The organism is Natrinema versiforme (assembly GCF_005576615.1).
Lineage (GTDB): Archaea > Halobacteriota > Halobacteria > Halobacteriales > Natrialbaceae > Natrinema > Natrinema versiforme_A.
In genome coordinates this window covers 3,087,715-3,105,618 of record NZ_CP040330.1, presented here as the reverse complement: position 1 = coordinate 3,105,618, position 17,904 = coordinate 3,087,715, and the positions used below count along the sequence as shown (strand labels likewise).

Annotated in this window: 22 protein-coding genes and 1 tRNA gene; 9 read left to right on the top strand and 14 right to left on the bottom strand. The window is 63.5% G+C overall.

What is annotated here, in order from left to right; all coding sequences use genetic code 11:
- The first annotated feature begins 17 nt into the window (after nucleotides 1-17).
- Nucleotides 18-365: a hypothetical protein gene (locus FEJ81_RS15365; protein WP_138246111.1), complete on the top strand. Its 348-nt coding sequence runs from the start codon at nucleotides 18-20 to the stop codon at nucleotides 363-365.
- Nucleotides 366-401: 36 nt separating this feature from the next.
- Here the strand turns inward: FEJ81_RS15365 and FEJ81_RS15360 are convergent, their stop codons facing one another.
- The 3 genes from FEJ81_RS15360 to FEJ81_RS15350 form a co-directional block, all read right to left on the bottom strand.
- A complete protein-coding gene (locus tag FEJ81_RS15360; protein WP_138246809.1) occupies nucleotides 402-1,007 on the bottom strand; it encodes a trimeric intracellular cation channel family protein in 606 nt (201 codons plus the stop codon).
- Between the two features lie 105 nt (nucleotides 1,008-1,112).
- On the bottom strand, nucleotides 1,113-1,784 hold the full coding sequence (gene rnhB, locus FEJ81_RS15355; RefSeq protein WP_138246110.1) for a ribonuclease HII: 672 nt from the start codon (nucleotides 1,782-1,784) through the stop codon (nucleotides 1,113-1,115).
- A 51-nt stretch (nucleotides 1,785-1,835) separates the two neighbouring features.
- Nucleotides 1,836-3,215: a tRNA pseudouridine(54/55) synthase Pus10 gene (locus FEJ81_RS15350; protein WP_138246109.1), complete on the bottom strand. Its 1,380-nt coding sequence runs from the start codon at nucleotides 3,213-3,215 to the stop codon at nucleotides 1,836-1,838.
- Nucleotides 3,216-3,358: 143 nt separating this feature from the next.
- Between FEJ81_RS15350 and FEJ81_RS15345 the strand changes: the two genes are divergently transcribed.
- The 3 genes from FEJ81_RS15345 to FEJ81_RS15335 all read left to right on the top strand — a co-directional run bounded on the left by FEJ81_RS15345 (nucleotide 3,359) and on the right by FEJ81_RS15335 (nucleotide 5,140).
- Nucleotides 3,359-4,468, top strand: coding sequence for a S1C family serine protease (locus tag FEJ81_RS15345; protein ID WP_138246108.1), 1,110 nt, complete (start codon nucleotides 3,359-3,361; stop codon nucleotides 4,466-4,468).
- A gap of 283 nt (nucleotides 4,469-4,751) precedes the next feature.
- Nucleotides 4,752-4,943 carry a DUF7511 domain-containing protein gene (locus FEJ81_RS15340; protein WP_138246107.1) on the top strand — a complete coding sequence of 64 codons (192 nt, stop codon included), beginning with the start codon at nucleotides 4,752-4,754 and terminating at the stop codon, nucleotides 4,941-4,943.
- Between the two features lie 8 nt (nucleotides 4,944-4,951).
- Nucleotides 4,952-5,140 carry a hypothetical protein gene (locus FEJ81_RS15335; protein WP_138246106.1) on the top strand — a complete coding sequence of 63 codons (189 nt, stop codon included), beginning with the start codon at nucleotides 4,952-4,954 and terminating at the stop codon, nucleotides 5,138-5,140.
- Nucleotides 5,141-5,291: 151 nt separating this feature from the next.
- On the opposite strand, the gene FEJ81_RS15330 is transcribed toward FEJ81_RS15335, so the two are convergent.
- Nucleotides 5,292-5,477: an HVO_A0556 family zinc finger protein gene (locus FEJ81_RS15330; protein WP_138246105.1), complete on the bottom strand. Its 186-nt coding sequence runs from the start codon at nucleotides 5,475-5,477 to the stop codon at nucleotides 5,292-5,294.
- 109 nt (nucleotides 5,478-5,586) lie between these two features.
- On the opposite strand from FEJ81_RS15330, the gene FEJ81_RS15325 reads away from it, so the two are divergent.
- The 3 genes from FEJ81_RS15325 (at nucleotide 5,587) to FEJ81_RS15315 (ending at nucleotide 6,990) form a co-directional block, all read left to right on the top strand.
- On the top strand, nucleotides 5,587-6,144 hold the full coding sequence (locus FEJ81_RS15325; protein WP_138246104.1) for a metal-dependent hydrolase: 558 nt from the start codon (nucleotides 5,587-5,589) through the stop codon (nucleotides 6,142-6,144).
- A 69-nt stretch (nucleotides 6,145-6,213) separates the two neighbouring features.
- Entirely contained in the window at nucleotides 6,214-6,816 is a 603-nt protein-coding gene (gene trmY, locus FEJ81_RS15320; protein WP_138246103.1) for a tRNA (pseudouridine(54)-N(1))-methyltransferase TrmY, read from the top strand.
- 101 nt (nucleotides 6,817-6,917) lie between these two features.
- Nucleotides 6,918-6,990: transfer RNA gene (locus FEJ81_RS15315), tRNA-Pro, on the top strand.
- A 182-nt stretch (nucleotides 6,991-7,172) separates the two neighbouring features.
- Here the strand turns inward: FEJ81_RS15315 and FEJ81_RS15310 are convergent.
- From FEJ81_RS15310 to FEJ81_RS15295, 4 genes are read right to left on the bottom strand one after another with little or no spacing between them, the layout of a single operon-like run.
- The gene (locus FEJ81_RS15310; RefSeq protein WP_138246102.1) at nucleotides 7,173-7,898 is read right to left on the bottom strand and encodes a hypothetical protein; all 726 of its coding nucleotides are present in this window, start codon (nucleotides 7,896-7,898) and stop codon (nucleotides 7,173-7,175) included.
- Nucleotides 7,895-9,649, bottom strand: coding sequence for a hypothetical protein (locus FEJ81_RS15305; RefSeq protein ID WP_138246101.1), 1,755 nt, complete (start codon nucleotides 9,647-9,649; stop codon nucleotides 7,895-7,897). Before FEJ81_RS15305 ends, FEJ81_RS15310 begins: the two co-directional genes overlap by 4 nt.
- Nucleotides 9,646-11,649: a UvrD-helicase domain-containing protein gene (locus FEJ81_RS15300; RefSeq protein WP_138246100.1), complete on the bottom strand. Its 2,004-nt coding sequence runs from the start codon at nucleotides 11,647-11,649 to the stop codon at nucleotides 9,646-9,648. Before FEJ81_RS15300 ends, FEJ81_RS15305 begins: the two co-directional genes overlap by 4 nt.
- Nucleotides 11,646-12,884, bottom strand: coding sequence for a hypothetical protein (locus FEJ81_RS15295; RefSeq protein WP_138246099.1), 1,239 nt, complete (start codon nucleotides 12,882-12,884; stop codon nucleotides 11,646-11,648). The genes FEJ81_RS15300 and FEJ81_RS15295 overlap by 4 nt, the downstream gene beginning before the upstream one ends.
- A 333-nt stretch (nucleotides 12,885-13,217) precedes the next feature.
- Between FEJ81_RS15295 and FEJ81_RS15290 the strand changes: the two genes are divergently transcribed.
- A complete protein-coding gene (locus tag FEJ81_RS15290; RefSeq protein ID WP_138246098.1) occupies nucleotides 13,218-13,913 on the top strand; it encodes a hypothetical protein in 696 nt (231 codons plus the stop codon).
- Here FEJ81_RS15290 and FEJ81_RS15285 read toward each other — a convergent pair.
- Nucleotides 13,894-14,286 (bottom strand): hypothetical protein, encoded by a 393-nt coding sequence (locus tag FEJ81_RS15285; protein WP_138246097.1) that lies wholly within the window; start codon nucleotides 14,284-14,286, stop codon nucleotides 13,894-13,896. The two genes, FEJ81_RS15290 and FEJ81_RS15285, sit on opposite strands and share 20 nt — an antisense overlap.
- A gap of 131 nt (nucleotides 14,287-14,417) precedes the next feature.
- Between FEJ81_RS15285 and FEJ81_RS15280 the strand changes: the two genes are divergently transcribed.
- Nucleotides 14,418-15,098 carry a 3'-5' exonuclease gene (locus FEJ81_RS15280; RefSeq protein WP_138246096.1) on the top strand — a complete coding sequence of 227 codons (681 nt, stop codon included), beginning with the start codon at nucleotides 14,418-14,420 and terminating at the stop codon, nucleotides 15,096-15,098.
- Nucleotides 15,099-15,650: 552 nt separating this feature from the next.
- Here FEJ81_RS15280 and FEJ81_RS15270 read toward each other — a convergent pair.
- The 5 genes from FEJ81_RS15270 to FEJ81_RS15255 all read right to left on the bottom strand — a co-directional run bounded on the left by FEJ81_RS15270 (nucleotide 15,651) and on the right by FEJ81_RS15255 (nucleotide 17,762).
- Nucleotides 15,651-15,878 carry a hypothetical protein gene (locus tag FEJ81_RS15270; protein ID WP_138246094.1) on the bottom strand — a complete coding sequence of 76 codons (228 nt, stop codon included), beginning with the start codon at nucleotides 15,876-15,878 and terminating at the stop codon, nucleotides 15,651-15,653.
- A 39-nt stretch (nucleotides 15,879-15,917) separates the two neighbouring features.
- Nucleotides 15,918-16,067 carry a hypothetical protein gene (locus FEJ81_RS23305; RefSeq protein WP_175416444.1) on the bottom strand — a complete coding sequence of 50 codons (150 nt, stop codon included), beginning with the start codon at nucleotides 16,065-16,067 and terminating at the stop codon, nucleotides 15,918-15,920.
- A gap of 364 nt (nucleotides 16,068-16,431) precedes the next feature.
- Nucleotides 16,432-16,710, bottom strand: coding sequence for a hypothetical protein (locus tag FEJ81_RS15265; RefSeq protein ID WP_138246093.1), 279 nt, complete (start codon nucleotides 16,708-16,710; stop codon nucleotides 16,432-16,434).
- Nucleotides 16,711-16,760: 50 nt separating this feature from the next.
- Nucleotides 16,761-17,264 (bottom strand): hypothetical protein, encoded by a 504-nt coding sequence (locus FEJ81_RS15260; protein WP_138246092.1) that lies wholly within the window; start codon nucleotides 17,262-17,264, stop codon nucleotides 16,761-16,763.
- A 165-nt stretch (nucleotides 17,265-17,429) separates the two neighbouring features.
- Entirely contained in the window at nucleotides 17,430-17,762 is a 333-nt protein-coding gene (locus FEJ81_RS15255) for a helix-turn-helix domain-containing protein (RefSeq protein ID WP_138246091.1), read from the bottom strand.
- Nucleotides 17,763-17,904 lie beyond the last annotated feature (142 nt).

Genomic DNA, 17,904 nt, shown 5'->3' with positions numbered 1-17,904 from the left:
ACCCGATTGAGAACGGTATGAACGCAACTGCCGGGTCGACGGCTCGGTCTCGAGCGATCGTCGCCCTGATTCTCGGGTACTTCGCCCTGCTGGCCTACGCGACGGTGACGAACGATCCGCTGGCGCTTACCGTCGCGGCGTTCGGGTTCGGTATCATCGCGATCGCCGTGGGCGCGTTGCTGTACCAGCAAGTGACGGATCCGGGACCGGCACTGCTCGTGGCCGCGGGCTCGCTCGTCGCTGGCGGCCTGTTGCAGTTCGTCGCCGTTCTCGCCGCATCGGCGGTCGCCGACGGGCTCTCCTCGCTGCTCGTCTTTCTCGGCGTCGGCTGCTACGTCTACGCGGTCTGGTCCCGTTCAACGTAATACTGTCGCGGTCTGGTCCCGCGCCACCTAGCACCGTCATGGACTCGTCCGGAGGACCTTCGCCGTCGGGACCGTCCAGCCGCGGGAGACCGCCACCATGCGCGTCCCGACCGTTACCGCCGCACAGACTGCCGCGGCGACGCTCCCGGAGCCGCCGAGCACGACGACGAGCCAGTAGGTGCTCCCGCCGAGTACCGTGCAACTGGCGTAGAAGTCCTCGAGCAGAATAAACGGGGAGCGGTCGAGCAGGATGTCCGCGAACGCGCCGCCGCCGACGGCGTTGATCGTCGCGATCGCGACGACGCCGAAGCCCGAGACGCCGGCGTCGGTCGCGACGATGGCCCCGGCCGTGGTGAACGCGGCGAGTCCCACGGCGTCGGAACAGAGCGTGATCGGGTGGTCGTCCGCCCCCTCGAGAACGGCGCTCACCCCGATCGCCAGCGCCACGCCGAACAGTCCGAGCGCGATCTCGCTCGGCGACTGGAGCGCCAGCGGAATCCGGTTGACGAGAACGTCTCGCGTCGCGCCGCCGGCGAACGCCGTGACGAGCCCGACGACGGCGACGCCGAACAGATCGAACTCCTCGCGGATCGCCTTGCTCGAGCCGACCAGCGCGAACGCCACGAGCCCGATCGCGTTCATCGCGGCGAACGGATCGACGACCGAGACCGCAGCCAACGCTTCTGTCACTGGTTTCCTCGAGGCCGGCGAGCGTCTTGAGCGCTACGCATCGTCCCGAATCGGCCGCTAAAACTGCTCGAGGCCGGTCTGTTCGGCCTCGGCGAGGGCGTCCTCGCAGGTCGACCACGATTCCCGAGCGAACGGCGGGAGTTCGCGGTGGTCGTCGACGTAGGACCCGAGGAACTCGCGGGTGGTCGAATCGCCCGGATAGCCGCTGCCGACCGGGCCGTACTCGTCCGCGAAGGCGGCCATGTGCGAATCGCGTTCGACTTTGGCGATAATGCTCGCCGCACCGACGAGGGGCGAGTCGTCGTCGGCACCGTGGCGCGCGTCGACGGCGAGATTTTCGAGCGAGCAGCCGTCGGCGACCCGGCGGGCGAAGCGGTCGGCGTCGGTGTCGCAGGCGTCACAGAGTCCCGAAACCGGCTCGTTTGCGGTACCGTCTCGCTCGAGATCGGCGACCGCTCCCTCGATGGCCTCGGCGTGGGCCGCGACCGCGAGCGAGTTCATGTCCGTCTCGGGCTCGTCGATCCGCGCCGGCGTGATCTCGGCGACGCTGATCGCGATCCGATCGTCGGTCCGTAGCGTCGCGGCCAGTTCCTCGCGTCGCTCGGGAGCGAGTCGTTTCGAGTCCCTGATGCCGTCGGGGAGGGCTTCCGAATCCTCGCAGTGAACGGCCGCGGCGAACATCGACCCCAGCGCGGGGCCCTTGCCGGCCTCGTCGACGCCGAATGGCATACCGTGGGAGTCAGTTGCGGCGAGGAAAGTCGTTGCGACTCGTCCCGGTCGTCAGTCGGCGGTCTCCGCGACCTCGTCTCCGGAGTCCGCCCGCGGCTCGTCGAGGAAGTACTCCTCGCGCTCGAACGGCTCGCTCTCTCCCTCGACGCCGGTCACGTCCAGCGCGGTCACCTCGGCGTCGGTCTCGAGCAGGCCGGCCAGACTCGGCTCGGTTCGGCCGTCGTCGCTGCTGATGAGTTCCTTCACGTAGAGGCCGCCTTCGCCGTGGAGCCGAACCTCGGCCTCGGTCGGCGATTGCAGATCGCCGTCGATGCCGTAGACCGTCCGCTCGCGGGTCAGGCCCGCCCGCCGATGGTCGACCCGCTCGGGGGTGTACTGGTCGACGGTCGTTCCCTCGAGGTCCGCGAGCGCCGCCTTGAAGTCGGCCTCGTCGACCGGCTCGGCGAACTCGACATCCGCGCGGTAGTGTTTGCTCGCGTCGTGTTCCTTGACGCGCTCGACCATCTCGTAGGTCGCCAGCCGCAGCCCGTCGACCTCGACGGAGCCGTCGGCCGCCGCGTTGATCTCCCGCTCGAGTGCCGCCGGATCGGGGTCTCGAACGCGGGGTCGTTTCACCTCGAGGACGAACGGCCGCCCGCCCTCGAGCATGCGGGCGTCGACGTCCTCCCGGCCCGCGCCGTGGAAGGTGCCCTCGTCGCCGTCCATGGCCGCGACGACGTGGGGGCGGACGACCTGTTCGACGCTCGTGTCGTACAGGTAGCCCGAGCCGCCGCAGTAGTCACAGGGCTCCTCGCCGTCGTCGCCCAACTGAATACCGCTGCCGCCACACTCCCGACAGGGCCACTCCGTCTGGGGAATATCGCGCTCGAGTTTGCGGTAGCGGCCGTAGACGAACGCGGGGTTGATCTGGACGTCGACCGCGTGGCCCGTGACGTTGCCCGACTCGAGGGTCTCGAGCGGGTCGAACCCCTCGAGGTCGATGACGGCGAGCACGTCGGGCCGGTCGAAGTCGACCTCGGTCTCGGTCAGCGCGCCGACGCGCCGGCCGACCTCGCGGTTCATCTCGCGTTTCATCGACTCGCCGGCGTCGGGCTCGAGGTCGGCGTCGTCCCGGAGCAGGCGTTCGTTCTCCTCGACTAACGGCGGGACGCGGGTGCCGACCTGATAGGTGGCGAACTCGCACCCCTCGAGGGCGTCGATGATCGTCTCGGCGACGGCGTCGAAGGTTCCGCAGTAGCCCTCGCAGACCCAGCAGTCCGCGGGGTCGGTGGATTCGAAGTCCTCGTCGTCAGCCAGCGCGACCGTCGTCCGCAGCGCCCGGCCGCGCTCGGCGTTGGTCAGCCCGAAACTCCGCTCGGCGAACGGCCGTCCGAGACAGGAGTCACAGACGGCTCCGGTCGCCAGCAACGCGCGGGCGTCTTCCGTGATCATGTCTCGAGAACGGGGAGCCGCGGGTAACACGTTTTCCCTTCGGGAGAGCGGCGACGGCCGGTCCGGCCGCGACTGTCGCCCCTGCTTGAAAGCGCCGGCTGTGAGTCCGGAGGTTCAAATGGGACCGGTCCAATCCCTCGATAATGAACGATTCCCGACTGGGTCGGCGCTCGTTTCTCGCCGCCGCGAGCGCCGGCCTCGCCGGTGCCGTCGCGGGCTGTGCCGAGCCCCAAGCCGACAACTCGATCGAGGGCGACTCCGCATCCACTATCGACAAGGAAAACCTCGCGACAGGGTCAGCCTTTACCGACCTCTACGATTCGGTCATCGAATCGGTCACCCAGGTCCGCGTGTTCGGGATCACGAACCCGGATTCCGGTGCCAAAGGCCGCGGTCAGGGGTCAGGATTTGTCTACGACGACCGCCACGTCGTCACCAACGACCACGTCATCAGCAACGGCGAGGCGGCCGACCTCCAGTACATCACCGGCGACTGGACCGACACCAGACTCGTCGGTCGCGACTACTACAGCGATCTGGCCGTCCTCGAGGTCAATCACGTCCCCGAATCGGCGACGCCGCTGTCCCTGACCGAGCAACGGCCCGTCGTCGGCCAACAGGTAGCCGCGATGGGCAACCCCTTCGGGTTCGAGGGATCGATGACGACGGGGATCGTCAGCGGCGTCGACCGCACGCTCTCCGTCGACGATCGGCCGTTCCCGTTCCCCAACGTCGTCCAGACCGACGCGGCCGTCAACCCCGGTAACAGCGGCGGCCCGCTCGTCGACCTCGACGGGAACGTCGTCGGGGTGGTCAACACCGGCGGCGGCGACAACGTCGCCTTCGCGATCTCGGCGGCGGTGGCCGAGCGCGTCATCCCGTCGCTCATCGAGACCGGCTCGTACGAGCACTCCTACGTGGGCATCGGACCGCGGACCGTCGACCGACTCGTCGCCGATGCCAACGACCTCGAGACGGCGACCGGCGTCCTCGTCGTCAGCGTCGCGGACGGCTCGGCCGCCGACGGCGTCCTCCGGCCGTCGACGCGAACCGTCCAGCGACGCGGCGAGCGAATCCCCGTCGGTGGCGACGTTATCCTCGAGCTAAACGGCGAGCCGATCCCCGATCGCCACGCCCTCTCGACGTATCTGGCCCTCGAGACAAGTCCCGGTGAGACGCTCTCGGTGGGGCTCCGACGGGACGGTCGGGAGATCACCAGAACCCTCACGCTCGGAACCCGGCCGTCGATCTAGGCGATCGCCCGGGATTCGACCGGTCGTTTGCGGTCGGAATGACGCGCCGGAACCGTTCGAAACGAGTCGTTACGGCCTCGAGCGAACCGCCGTTTTCGCGGCTGCGTTCCATAGCTTCCTCGTACACGTCAGGACTCGTCGAGTTCTTTTTCGGGCGATTGAATCGTCTGAATCGGAACGGAATCGGACGCTATCGTCCGTCTCCGGCGGATTAGCAACTCGATAACAATAGTATTGAATCCGGTAGCATCGGTCGGCGCGAGTACCCGTCGCCCGATACCCCATGACCGACGCCGACTTTCACGCCCCAGACAGCAAGGAACCGACGACCGAACTCGATCACGTCACGGTCGAAAACGACGACGCTCCCGACGAGTGTGCGATCTTCCCCCACGAGGCCAGCGAGGACGAACTGCGGACCGCCTGGATCTCGGCCTACGACGATTCGTTCGTCGCCCTCGAATCGATGCGATAGCCCTGAGAATGCACCTGAGCAGTTCAGTCACCGCTGCCGGCTTCTGGCTCGGCACCCTGCTGCCCATTGTGTATCTCCCGGTCATCGTCGCCGGGATCGACTCGATGAGCCGCCTCTCGCTGTTCGTCGCACTGCTCGCGGTCCACGCGCTCGCCCTCGTCATCGGCCACGACTACTCGGGGTCGCGGTCGCAGTGAGAGTCGGCTCCCCGTTTCCCGCCGCGAGACGTGGCTCTCCCTGACTCGAGTCGGCCACGCGTCTCGAGCGAGAACGGGTCGGGTTGCACACGAATAAAATCTGGACGGCGGACCGCTTTTGCGTCGGCTCCGCACTCGAGACGTCGGAAAATCAGTCGAGCGGGGACGACCAGACCTGTACTCGCGGCGTGCCGCAACTGTCGCAGACGATCGCTCTGTTGTCCTTGTACGTGTCCCGGACGAGTTCGCCGTCGGCACAGTGTTGGCAGGAGCGCCCCTCGAGGGTCGCGAGCAACTGCTGTTTGCCGCCGGACTGCGAGGACTCTGATTTCGCCATATAGTCACTGGATACGGGAGACGGAGGAAACGGTTGGCCATGCCTATGCAGTGTGTCCGGGATGCCGAGTCGAAGCGACTATGCCCGTCTCCGGTGTACGGCCGCAGGAATGTGGCCCTGGGGACACCTCGCCGTCGCCTACCTGTTGTACACCGCCGTTGCGCACCGCCGGTTCGGTCGGCCGCCGCGCGCGATCCCCGCGATCGCGCTCGCGGTCGGCTCGCAGACGCCGGACCTGATCGATAAACCTCTCGCGTGGAATTTCGGGATCTTACCCGGCGGGCGAACGCTCGCCCACTCGCTGTTCGTCGTCGCCCTCCTCGTCCCGACGGTCTTCCTCGTCGCCGACCGACTCGAGCACCGCGCGGTCGGCGTCGCCTTCCTCGTCGGCTACTGCTCGCACCTCCTCGCGGACATCCCGCCGGCAGCCCTCTCGGGGGAGTTCGCACACGCCGCCTACCTCCTCTGGCCGGTCCTCGAGCAGCCGCCCGAAGAGCCCGTCGCCGGCATCCTCGACGCGTTCCTCCACTACTACGCGCTGGGCTCCTACGAGTGGGTCCAGTTCGGGCTCTTCGCCGTCGCCGTCATCGTCTGGTACCGCGACGACATGCCGGGTCTCGAACTCGTCTTCGACCCGCTCGCGCGGCGATTCGAGACGCGATCCTGACCGCCCGTCGCGATGACGCCGGGACCGCCGAACCGTGGCGGCTATCCCGCCGGCCCGCCATCCTCCGGTATGCGCCAGTTCGTACTCATCGGTCATGACGTTCCCACGGAGCCCGATTTCTCGCTCGACGACCTCGCGGGCGGTGCCGGTCGCCTCGACGCCCTCTGTCGGTCGATCACCGCCGCCTTCGTCACCTCCCACGGCATCCGCGAGGACGTCCGCGTCCATCTGATCGCACAGGACGAACTCACGATCACCTTCGACGGGCGCGACCTCCAGCGGCTCAACCCCGACGAGCGAAGCACCGCCGCGCTGGTCCGCAAGGCCCTCGAGCACCGCGACGAGGCCATCGGCGCGCTGCCCGCCGAACCCAGCCCCGGCATCGAACTGTACCGGCGCGGCTTCGAGGGCACGCTCGAGGAAATCGCCGACGACGGCCCGATCGTCCAACTTCACGAGGACGGCGAGGCGGTCGTCGACGTGGGCGCGGACGCGCTCGAGAACGGGATCTTCGTACTCTCCGACCATCACGACTTCACCGACGCGGAAGCGGCGTTGCTCGAGGACTACGCCGATCAGCGGCTCCGGCTCGGCCCCGAACTGCTGCACGCGGATCAGGCGATCACCGTCGCACACCACTTTCTGGACACGGACGGCTACGACCGGTTTTGAGGTCAATTCCCGGGCGCTCGCTCGAGAAATCGACTCGCCTCCGACGGTCAAATGATCCCTTTCGCAAGCGTTAAACCGCCGGACGCGCACCTTCCGAATGCGGGCCGGTGGGGTAGCTTGGTATCCTTCGGCCTTCGGGTGGCCGTAACCGCGATTCGAATTCGCGCCGGCCCATCATACCTCACAGCCTTTTGGGAGTCGGGCAAAATCGCATTATAGCTCCGGGTCCCGGCAGTCGCTAGCGGTTCCGGAGGGGGAGAGTTCACTATGACTCATAGTGGACGTCCGGGCCGTCATGCGATTACAATCCGAGCTACCGGGGTGGAAGTAAACATAAACCCCTGGTTCGGGAAGCGTCAGAATAGCTCTTCTAGCGTCGCTTGCCTGCACCCATCTTTCCCGTCTGCGTCGAATGTGACCTCTTCGTCCACGAGGAGATTCCGGATCACCGGTTCAAGCATCCCGTCGTCCGGATTCACGAGGTGCTCGCTCGGGTCCGTTCGGTCAAGTACCGCCGAACGAACGTCACCGTATGTGATCCGCGAGTGCATCACCAACACGTCCGGCACGTCTGGGACCGCGCGGAGCACCGGCGACGACGCGTCACTCAGCGTCTCCGTATCCACTTCGATGAACTCGCCCGGGTACTCTCCCGGGTCTTCGATACCGACTCCCACCAGTTGCACGTCCAGGTCGTACTCGTCCTCAACTCGCTGGATATCGTCAGCAACCGTCGCACCCAGCCAGGCGAACAGTTCCACGATGTACACGTCCGCTGACGGGCGCACAGCGAACGTTTCAGCGGTTTCTCGGGACAGGTCGGTAAACTCGTCTATCTTGTCGAACACGCTATCATAATGCTTCGTGCGGTACGTTGCCTGTTGCGTCGAGCGCGCTGTCCGCGTCGCCGGCCGCGATTGGTCCCGTTCCACGAGTTCAACCAGCGAATTACTCTTGAGGCATTCGAGCGTTGACCGAGTGAGCGGCGTATCCCGAAGCATCCACTCGTCAGAATCCGGAGCGGGGAGCCCGCTGATTCGTGGCCAGTTGGCCATGACCCACGCTGTTGACGAGTCGGTCATGCGGTCTCACCTCCGGAATTCCCGGCACTGTAGAAGCGTTCACGCGCCTCAGACTCGGTTAACTCGTGGAACACTTCTCGCCCGAGTTCCACAGTGTCGTCGCTGGCCTCGTCCACCGGACCGACAATCGGAGTGAGCGCGCGGTTCGGCACGTCAGCATCGCCCGACACCGCGTCATCCTCCCGGGCAAGGATGCACGCGACTAGGAACGCCGCGTCGTCAACGAACACGTCCGTACCGTCCGGTGCGTACTCTTCCACGACGGCGTAATACTCGCGGTCCGTGTCGGCACGCTCTTCGTCCCACTCCCACCCGTGGTTAACGCCGAGTTCTTCAATCGCTTCCAGCGTCGCTTCGTAGTGCAGTTTCGATGGGAGCGCGTCGTACGACCCGGCCCTGTCGTCGCTATTCTTCTCAACCAGGTCGTCCTCGTCAACGATCCCTGTCTCGACCGCGTACTTGACGACCGCCCAGTGCGGCACGTCACCGTCATAGCCGTCAGTGTTCATCTTGTCTTCCCGGGCATCGACGCCAGTCAGCACGGACCTCTTGTAACTGTCTCCGCGGTCCTGCCACTTGCTTGTTCCATGGTCATCGAGTTCGGACTCGACCGCGTCCGTGTCGAAGTTCAACCACGGACCGAGCGCCCACGCTATGAACGAGTCCGCTGCCGACCGGTCGTTCGGGACTCCGTAGTTCAGCGCGTCAGAGACCGTGTCGTCCACGCTCTCTGCGAAGTCCACAATCTCGTCCGTGTCACTCGTATCGACCGTACCGCCGGTACCGTCGTCGTTGTCGTCGGTGGTCTGGTCAGCTGCCGCGCGGATCTTCACGTCCGAGCGGAGGAACGCGCGGAAGTCGTCCTTCGACCACACGACCGGGGGGACTGCCGACGCGAACTCGTATCGCCCGTATCCGTTCGAATCAGCGTTCTCGCTGGTGCATTTCTTGCACCCGCATACGATTTCCGATCCGGGCCCGACACAGTACTGGTCGTCAATCCGGATTTCACCGAACGACGCGACCGGGTTCCGCACGTCGCGTCCGAGCACGTCACGCACCACGTCTCGCGGGTCACCAGTCACAACAACGTACAGATGCCCGGGTCGTTCCGTCTCCGTGTGAGCGGACGCAACGGACAGCGTGTTACCGCGGAGCCCGTCAACGAACTCGTTCTGCGTAGCGTCGTCGTAGTCGTCAACGTCAATGTCCACTAACCACCGGTCGGTGTCGCTGCCACCTTGCCCGCCTTTCACACCGTAGTTCCCGGTAATCGACGGGTCGTCGTACTCGCGGGCGTTCCCTGTGTCGAACGACCCTTTCTGCCCGTCGTGCACGTCGATGAACCGTTCCGTGCCGACACCGACCGTGTCGAGAAGCTCCGCGAACCGTTCCCGCTCCGCGGTCGTGTCACCGGCCAAGTCCGGCGTGTACGCGTACAGCGGGGCGTCGCGGCTTCCCGGTGTCCACACGAGCCACTCCGCATCCCCGCGGAGTTCCCGAGTGAGCCCGTTGAACCCGCGGTCCCTGCACACCGCGTCAAGCACGTCATGCAGGACGTACGCCCGGTCAGCGTCCGCGCGGTCACGCGCTTCCAGGTACACGTCGCGGAACACGTGACGGGCACGGTTGAGTAACGTTTCGTCGCGCCACTCGCCAGTGACGTCGTCGAGTACCTCCGCTTCGACCGGTTCACGGTCGCTCATTTCTGCCGCCCAGTCCGGCGTCTCGTCGTCAGTGTTCGTGGTCATGCTTGCTCACCTCCCGTGCTGCCGTCAGCGTCACGGTCTGCCGCGCGTTTCGCCGCGGCCGCCGCCGCGGGTTCCAGGTCGTCCGGCAGGTGTTGTCGCGTCCATTCGTGCCCGTCACGAACGATGTGCAGCCGTTCCGACGCGCGGGTGAGTGAGACGTACCAGGTCCGGGCTTCGTTCTCCCGCTCGTCGTCGTGCTCGTCGCACTGATCCTGGATTCGCTTCGTGGTCCCGTCGTACAGCACCACGTCGTCTTGCTCCGCGCCCTTCGCGGCATGAATCGTGAGGAGTCGCGTATCGTCAGCGACGTCAATCGTGAATTTGCGGTCCTCGTACCGCGTCCACGCCATTTTCATCGCCGTCTTCTCGTCGTCATTGAGGTACGTTAGCTCGTCAATCGACTCGCGGCCGTTTGCGTACCGCCCCCACCACGAGTCCTTCACATGCTGTGCGAACTCATCGACGTGTACGCTGTTGTTCTGCAGGCGTGCGGTCCCGATTAGCGAGAGGAGTTCACCCTGGCCGTCGAGCGCCCGCGCGTCCGAGTGCTCAACCAGCGCGAACGCCTCGTCCGGCGTGAACCGTTTCCGCCCGATACGCTCGTGCTGCCGGCCGGAGTCGTCGTACTGGTCACCGTCCAAGACGCTCGCTTGCGTCGCCGGCCGCACGTCAGCGACCCGGTCGAGTGCACGCATGAGACGGAGACGTTTCTCCCAGTCACCGGCCACGTCGGTCTGCGATTCGTACACGATCCCGTGCCGGTCGAGCGCCGCGCCGACGCCGTCTAACTGCCGTTGCGTCCGTGCGAGGAACATGACACCCGGCCCGTGTTCACACCACAACCACACCGGCGTGCCGGGTTCGTCAGGGTTCGGCAAATCCCATTCACCGGCACGGTCGTCGTAGTCAATCGGCGTCGGGCGGAACCGGTTGATCAGCCCGCGCCCGTCCGTGTCCAGCGCCGGCACGTTACGCTCTTCGCGGAGCATCCGCGCCGCCGCCTGGTAGTGCTCCGTGGGACACCGGTGACTCTTCGGGAGGTGAATCACGGGCATGTCCTTGTCGACACGCTCGTGCAGTCGCTCGAAGATTCGCGGGTCCGCGCCGTTGAACGAGTTGATGCACTGGTCGGGGTCACCGGCGACGAGTGCGATTTCCGCGTTCCGAATCCACTTCTCCGACAGCGTCGCCATGAGCGGGTACGCGTCGTGGTACTCGTCGATCACGAGGAGTTCCATCAGTGGGAGCGGTGCGTCAGCCGCGAGCGCTGCCTCCAGCTGTTCGAAGAAATCGTACACGTTGTGTCGGTGTTTCCACGTCTCCCACGCCTCAGCGACCGCGTGGAACGACGTTCCACTCTCCCATTCATCGTGGAACGCGTCGAGCTTCCGCCACGCACGCATGTCCTGTTCAAGTGGCCGGCGGTCCCACCGGTCACCGTCAAGGAACCGTGACGACCCGACGTCCAGCATGTTCTGCTTCGCGTACGTGTACAGGTTATGGAACACGTCCCACGCCGTCGAGTACCACGGCTTCGGGACCTGGAACGTGACGTCGTACTCGTCGCAAAATCGGCGTTTCTGCTTCTCATTCGCCATTCCTTCCAGGTCGTCGGACTCACCGTCGAATTGGTCGTGGAACCCGGTCGCACGTGCTGCGACAGCGTGCGTCGTCGCCCAGTACTCGTACGTGTCCGCGTCACCTTCCGGGAACGCATCCCAGTCAACACCGCGTTCACGGACCTTGTCAGCCTGCGACGTCCGGAACGTACACACCGTTATATCACTCGGGTGCAGATCGAGCGCGTCCGCGACGACGGCCGTCCGCACCGTTATTTGCGTGGTTTTCCCGGCTCCCGGCGGGCCGTACAGTCGCGCGGAGTCCGTTACTCCGGCGACGTCCGTCCCGACGAGTTCCATACCGTCCAGTTTCTTCGGGAGGTTCTCGCGGAGCCACCCCGGGATCGCGTCGCCGTCGCCGTTCTTCTCGCGCCCGGTCATTCGCCGTCACCCCGGTTCTCGTCACTGTCTTCGTCGCCTGTCGGGTCGCGGCCGTACGTCCCGCCGTCAGCCGCTGCCGTACCGGACGACCCGCCGATGTTCGACGCGCCACCGGTGCTGATCGTGTCGACAACCTCACGCGGCTCCGGAGTCGCTTCGTGCGTTGCGTCGAACCGCCAGAACCGCTGGAACGACCCGTTCCGCGTGACCTTGAATCCGAGCTTGTCACCGCTGAGGTGATCGCTATCCACACCCCGCTTTGCGAGTTCCATCTGCAGGTCCTGCCGGTCAATTTCAACATCCTCAACGACCGTCGCGGCCATACTCGTCGGCACCCACACTTCGTCCAGATCTTCGTCTACGTACACTTCAGCGTGCTCGACTGCATCGTCGAGATTCGCCGTAGCGCGCGCTGCCCCGATTTTGCCCTGCAGATTCTCCCAGGCTTCCGTGCGCGGACCTGTCGATACGGTTTCTGTTCCGTATTCTTTGATCAGATCCTTGATTGCCTTGTCCCACAGGTCAGTGTTCTTTGACCACGGCCGTTCTTCCGGGCCGAGCGACAACTTGCAGTACAGGCTGTACGCATGCGAGTTGGTGTCGGTCACATCCCCCGCGTCGTCGGGGATTCGCGTCGTCGCTTGTTGTGACGCGAATTCCCGCATCACACCCGAATCGATCTGCGTATGCGGGGCAACCGCTCGGAAGAACGGCTCCCAGTACAAGTGATCTTCACCGCACTCAATTTCCGTCCCATCGTCGAATTCGAACCGCGTCGTTACGTTGGACACGTGGTCGGTGTTCCGTAGTTGCACGACTCGGACGAGGTGCTCTTCCAGGTACCGGTCGAACCCGATCCCATCACCGTCTATTTCGAACTCTTCACCGGACTCTGCACGCGTTTCACGGTCCAATTCACGGACCTTATCCAGCATATCACCGGTGATCGTGCCGGTGCTGACTTTCTGCCCGGTGTCATTCGCGTAGTCATTCCCGTATTCGTCTACGTGTTCAATAACGGCCCCAGGATCCCCGGTTTCCTCTGCGAACCGGGCGAGAGCCTCTTTGACGTTACCGACTTCGTCTAACCACTTCCACTTCTTGTCGACAGCCTTCACGCGCTCAACGAGTCGGTTGAGGAGCGCCTCAACTTGCACGTCCACGCGGTCGTTGTCGGTGCTGCGTGCTGCGGTGAGGTATTTCTCGACAGTTTCTTCGTCGTACTCGCCGGTCATCGACCTCCACCCGCATAGTAGCGGCCGTGACGGCTGTAGTGTGCGTGCTGTTCCCCTGAGCGGTCTTTTTTAGGGTGTGGCGTTCGTAGTTGCATGTGTCGGGAGTGGGTTTGCTTACTAGGCCGCCTCTCCCGACCGTTTCTCAAAATCAGACTCAGAGTGAGACGTAAGTCCGAGCGGTGAGTCTCGGTCGGTGAGTTGCGTACTCAACCATAACAACCCGGATCTTATAAATCCTCGGTGCGCTCCAATACAGACTGAATCACGGAGCGATACCACCCGAGACGCCAGAACCACTGTGAATTATAACACTACAGGGAGAACCCCGCCACCATGTCCGACCGAAACAAGCTCACAACACCGACCGATCTGAAAATCCTCAACATCCTCGCCACCGGCCGCCGCCACAACCCACGTACCATTGCTCACAAACTCGACCGCGAAAAGGACTATATGGGCACGCGACTCCGGTTTCTCCGCGATTTAGGCTACCTACAGTACGCCGTCACCGACAACACCAGCATCTTCGAAATTACGGAACGCGGACTTGTCGCCGCTTGGCACGCCGACCAGTACGTCCGCGACCACCACGACACCTTCCATGAAGCAACACTCTCCTCTTGGGAACACCAACCAGAAAATGAGTTTCTCCCCGATATCGTATGGGTAGACACCGAAGAGAAATACGGGTTCATAGCACTCAACGAGCAAGATGTCGTTGTCCCAAGTGAAATCGGTGACTCTCCCGATGAACTCCCGTACGATTACGAAAAACAAGGCATTCGCCCTGAATACACTGGAGAAATCTTGTACCGCATGTATTGGCACGGATTCGCTGAACGAGTCGGGGGAATCGAAGCCTATCGAATCACGGACCGCGGGGAACTCGTCCACGAACTCATTACTGAGGAGAACGTCACTGACCCTGTTGAACTAACCCAGCACGTCCGAGACACGTACAGTGACGACGAGAAGGAACGGCTGGACCGACTCAACCGTGCCCGGGAGATTATAGGGATAGACCCGTGACACGCCCGGTCCGAGCAACGTGCCGAATCACGGACTCGTCCACGTCGAACCCCGACACGTCAAGCTTACTGGTCGCGGTCTGAGCGACCAGCTGCATATGCCGACGCACCCCGTTGTCACTGCACCCGAATAACTCCGCCAGCGACGTTTGAGACACACGATCCTCACCGGTCGCAGCGACGTCAGCGACGTACACCGCTGACGCGGCAATCGCAGCTCGACGGTACTGCCCCGCGTCGATCACGTCAAGCACTGCCCGTGCGAACCGCCACGCTGCCGGTGAGACGCCCGCATCCACCGCGTCCTCCCGGTTAGGCAGGTAGTTTACCGGGTCAAGTCGGTCACGGTACTCTTGGATTGTTGCCGTGCTCATTCTTATCTTACTATTAGTCGTTAACTCACTTAAATTCTTGGGTATAGTGCCTTCTGCCACCCGAATTCTGCATTTCTACTTTCACTCCGTTTGGCTGTCTTTTAAGTAGTATATTTGAGTTAGCAACAACTATGAGTCAACAACGCACGTCCACGCACCCGACGCCGCGCTTCCGTGGCCGCTCGGACCTCACCGGAGCGGTCGCATTCGACATTGAGACGATTAACCTCGTTCCGCAGCCGGACATCGAATTCTCTGACCCGACTCACTGGTGCTTGTTCGCTGTCCCGGTCGGGTACCGGGACCCGGACGGAACGGTCGAGACTGACGTTCTGATACGTCCCGGATCTACGCTGTGCGACGAACGCAAGTTGATTGATGACGTGATCGAATGGATCCGGGACCGCCGGCCCGCCCGCCTCGTAACGTTCAACGGCGACTATTACGACCTTCCCGTGATCCGGCACCGCGCCCGCGTCACCACGCGAGAGTGCCGCGGGCACTACACCACGTACGACGACCTGCAGCTCGTTCTCGACGCCGTCGATCACCACGATCTCTTTATCCAGGTGAAACGGCAAGCCGGGTACAACGTCAAACTGGAATCCGCGCTGCAGTACCACGATATCGACACCGTCGAAACCACGCTGAACGGCGACGTGATTACCGGCGCAGACATGCCGGAGCTCGGGTTGAAAATCCTCAGCGGTGAAGCCACATCGGAGGAAATCGACGCCGTCCGCGAGTACGCTGAAAGCGACGTGCAGCCGCTCTTCCAGCTGGAAACAGCCGTTGAACAAGACCGAGAGTAACCACTGTTTGCACGCGAACAGTGTTTGCACGGTCAACCGTGTACGTCAAGTTGTGTCGACAACGACTCACACACAGACATGCACGAGCTCAACGACGCCGACCAGAGCATCCTCACCGCACTACTCGATGGACGGAACGAGGGACGCCCATGGGGACGTAATCTCCCGAAGAATCTCTCTGAAGAACTCGACTATAGCCGCCAATACGTCCAGAACCGGTTACAAATGCTGTCAGCGGCCGGGTTAGTCACAAACATCGGGGGTGGGTTGCACGAAATCACTGACGACGGAATCGAACGTGCCGGGGAGTCTGAGTGACGGTCACATTCGGTGCGGGTTGATTCTCCTCTGTATAATGCGGGGTTACACGGGGGTATGGTAATGGGGGGAGGGGGCACCCCCTCTCTTAAACATCCCCCTCCCCACCCCCATCCACCCACCCCCGGGTTTCCCCGCATTACTACTTGGAGAAAGTAGTGATAGGACACGCGCTGGTGTCGATACCGTTGAGAACAGCCGCCCACCCCGGTCAGTGACAGAGAATCCGGTCGCTCACGCGTCGTCGAGTGGTGGTCGCACGTCCCGCGCCCGAACGTCCACCGTCCGCCCGCCGTCCAACGCGACGCGGTACAAGTCGTTGTCAGCGTCGCGGCCGGTCACTGTGCTTCCGTCGTCACTGATCACTTCGACGACGCGGCCGTGCTCACCGTGCAGGTCATGGTCAACGTCCGTCTCGTCGGGGATGTCGATCCGGACGCGGTCACCGGAGTCGAACGTCACGCCTGGAGAGTCGGAATACTGGGAGAAGGGAGTACCGATTCACTCGTCCGGCCACTGCCATTCGACGTCGCCGTCCTCAATGGTGAGGAGTCCGTCTTGCTGCAGCTGGTCGAGCGCAATTAGGTGGTTGACGAACCCGCCGCGCACCGACGTGCGGCCGTTCCCTCGTCGTTCGTGTGCGACGCGCATGTAGGCTCTCACGAGCCGCCAGTGCCGCCACTTCGTACGCGCCGCACGCACGCGAGCGATTCATACGCGCCGCCCGGAACCGCCTGCACGGCCGTACGGAGCCTGTCAAGCACGGTCAATTCTCCGTTCGCACCGAGCGGTTCAGTTCCCGCCACTCCCCTTCCGTTACGGTGAACTCGACAGTCCCGACGATTCCCTCTTTGCGGTTTGACGTGCGGGAGCTGGCGCGGACGTGTACGCGGTTGGGTTATGACTGTGGTCCACTCGGGTTCGTACGAGTGGATTTTCACTTCACCGTGCAGCGGGCCGATTTCGAGCGAGACGACGTCTCCGACCGCGTCGTTGGGGAGTTGCTTGCCCGTGGTCACGAGTCGAGAACCCCGAGATCCCGCCACTCGCCGCGCACCTGCACGTACCCGTAACACGCCCATGCGAGACCGGCGAACGCGGCAACCGGGGCCCACACTTCGGCGGGCACGTCCGGGACCGCGGGGCCGGTCGTGACGGCTGTGCCGGTCGGTGCGGTGAGCACCAGGTACGTGACGAGCGACGCGAGTGACGCGCCGACGAGCGCTCCGACGCCCGCTGTCAGTAAGAGTCGGTCCTTGACGAGTTCGTGTTCGCGGTGATCTTCCAGTTCCATGACTACACGCGGACGTACCGGCACGTTCGGTTTAAGAGACAGATACCGGGTTAGCGTGCGTCCGCCGGGTCAACAGAGACCGTGGACACGAGTTGCTCCGACCCCTTCAGTGACACCTCACCAGAGAGTTTCGCATTTGCTGTCGTGACGACCGATTCGACGTTGTCCTCGTTGATCCCGACCCGGTCAGCAACTTCGCCCGCGGACGAATCGAACGCGTCGTACAGCATCCCTGCGCGGGCTTCGTCGCGTGTGAGCCCGTCCCGAGTCACGAGCTTGTCCACGACTCTCCGAATCGTCGTAGGTTTCACCACGTCTGCTAACCTACAGTCGTTTGTACTGTCGGTTGACGGGGTGAGTGTGCCTCCTGGGATGCTGAGTTCGTCGCCGTTGATGAACGCTCCCCAGTTGGTCCGCCGGTCACCATGTACGATTACGGGTTCGAACCCGTCGCGGCCGGTATGGTAGGCGCGCGCCATTATTTTGGATTCTGCGGTGTTGATACGGTGACCGAGTTCGATGCGGTCGAGAGAGTCGAGTTCGGTGCTGTCCATGAGTGCGTCCGGTCGTACGCCTATGCGTGGTTTAAGCGACAGATACGCGGGTCGGTGGTCGTGTACGTACTCAGGTACGTGAGTGCGTACGTGCTCATGTACACGAGAACGAACCCAGATGGATTTCAGCCCTTATCGACTCCTCCTGTTCCTCGCGGACTGTTGCTACTTGTCGCCGACGCTGTTGAGCGCGCTGTTCAACTTGAAGAGTTCGCGGACGACGTCGCTGTCTGCGACCCGGTATCGACGCGGAGACGTGTCCGGGATCTCCTCGATGAGTTCGACCTCAAGGAGGATGTCAGTGTAGATGCCGACGGTCTGTCGCGTGACGCCAGCGTGTTCTGCGAGTTCGGTTTTGTTGAACTCGCGGTTCGGTGGAAGATCGAGCAACGCGTCTACAAGGATCGGGATCGCGTCGTGCTGCGTGAGGTAGAGCCACCCGCTGGGGTGCTCCTTCCGGAGTTCCTTCTTCTCTCCCCGATCACCCACGTGCTCCATACTACTACAGAGAAACATTGCCCGGGCGTTCATAGGTATTTCCACTGGCATTACTGTAGTTCGGTGATGCGTACTGCCGGGTTTGGACTCCCGAACCCTGTTGTTCGGGGGTGCGAAGATACGCGGGGTTGGTCGTGTCGAC

Bases quoted from the DNA above. Each gene is read 5' to 3' on its own strand.
- FEJ81_RS15280 (WP_138246096.1), top strand. From the start codon at position 14,418: ATGAGTCAACAACGCACGTCCACGCACCCGACGCCGCGCTTCCGTGGC.
- FEJ81_RS15365 (WP_138246111.1), top strand. From the start codon at position 18: ATGAACGCAACTGCCGGGTCGACGGCTCGGTCTCGAGCGATCGTCGCC.
- FEJ81_RS15255 (WP_138246091.1), bottom strand. From the start codon at position 17,762: ATGGAGCACGTGGGTGATCGGGGAGAGAAGAAGGAACTCCGGAAGGAG.
- rnhB (WP_138246110.1), bottom strand. From the start codon at position 1,784: ATGCCATTCGGCGTCGACGAGGCCGGCAAGGGCCCCGCGCTGGGGTCG.
- FEJ81_RS15285 (WP_138246097.1), bottom strand. From the start codon at position 14,286: ATGAGCACGGCAACAATCCAAGAGTACCGTGACCGACTTGACCCGGTA.
- FEJ81_RS15350 (WP_138246109.1), bottom strand. From the start codon at position 3,215: ATGATCACGGAAGACGCCCGCGCGTTGCTGGCGACCGGAGCCGTCTGT.
- FEJ81_RS15345 (WP_138246108.1), top strand. From the start codon at position 3,359: ATGAACGATTCCCGACTGGGTCGGCGCTCGTTTCTCGCCGCCGCGAGC.
- FEJ81_RS15265 (WP_138246093.1), bottom strand. From the start codon at position 16,710: ATGGAACTGGAAGATCACCGCGAACACGAACTCGTCAAGGACCGACTC.
- FEJ81_RS23305 (WP_175416444.1), bottom strand. From the start codon at position 16,067: ATGCGCGTCGCACACGAACGACGAGGGAACGGCCGCACGTCGGTGCGC.
- FEJ81_RS15295 (WP_138246099.1), bottom strand. From the start codon at position 12,884: ATGACCGGCGAGTACGACGAAGAAACTGTCGAGAAATACCTCACCGCA.
- FEJ81_RS15335 (WP_138246106.1), top strand. From the start codon at position 4,952: ATGCACCTGAGCAGTTCAGTCACCGCTGCCGGCTTCTGGCTCGGCACC.
- FEJ81_RS15290 (WP_138246098.1), top strand. From the start codon at position 13,218: ATGTCCGACCGAAACAAGCTCACAACACCGACCGATCTGAAAATCCTC.
- FEJ81_RS15300 (WP_138246100.1), bottom strand. From the start codon at position 11,649: ATGACCGGGCGCGAGAAGAACGGCGACGGCGACGCGATCCCGGGGTGG.
- FEJ81_RS15330 (WP_138246105.1), bottom strand. From the start codon at position 5,477: ATGGCGAAATCAGAGTCCTCGCAGTCCGGCGGCAAACAGCAGTTGCTC.
- trmY (WP_138246103.1), top strand. From the start codon at position 6,214: ATGCGCCAGTTCGTACTCATCGGTCATGACGTTCCCACGGAGCCCGAT.
- FEJ81_RS15310 (WP_138246102.1), bottom strand. From the start codon at position 7,898: ATGACCGACTCGTCAACAGCGTGGGTCATGGCCAACTGGCCACGAATC.
- FEJ81_RS15325 (WP_138246104.1), top strand. From the start codon at position 5,587: ATGTGGCCCTGGGGACACCTCGCCGTCGCCTACCTGTTGTACACCGCC.
- FEJ81_RS15305 (WP_138246101.1), bottom strand. From the start codon at position 9,649: ATGACCACGAACACTGACGACGAGACGCCGGACTGGGCGGCAGAAATG.
- FEJ81_RS15340 (WP_138246107.1), top strand. From the start codon at position 4,752: ATGACCGACGCCGACTTTCACGCCCCAGACAGCAAGGAACCGACGACC.
- FEJ81_RS15260 (WP_138246092.1), bottom strand. From the start codon at position 17,264: ATGGACAGCACCGAACTCGACTCTCTCGACCGCATCGAACTCGGTCAC.
- FEJ81_RS15360 (WP_138246809.1), bottom strand. From the start codon at position 1,007: ATGAACGCGATCGGGCTCGTGGCGTTCGCGCTGGTCGGCTCGAGCAAG.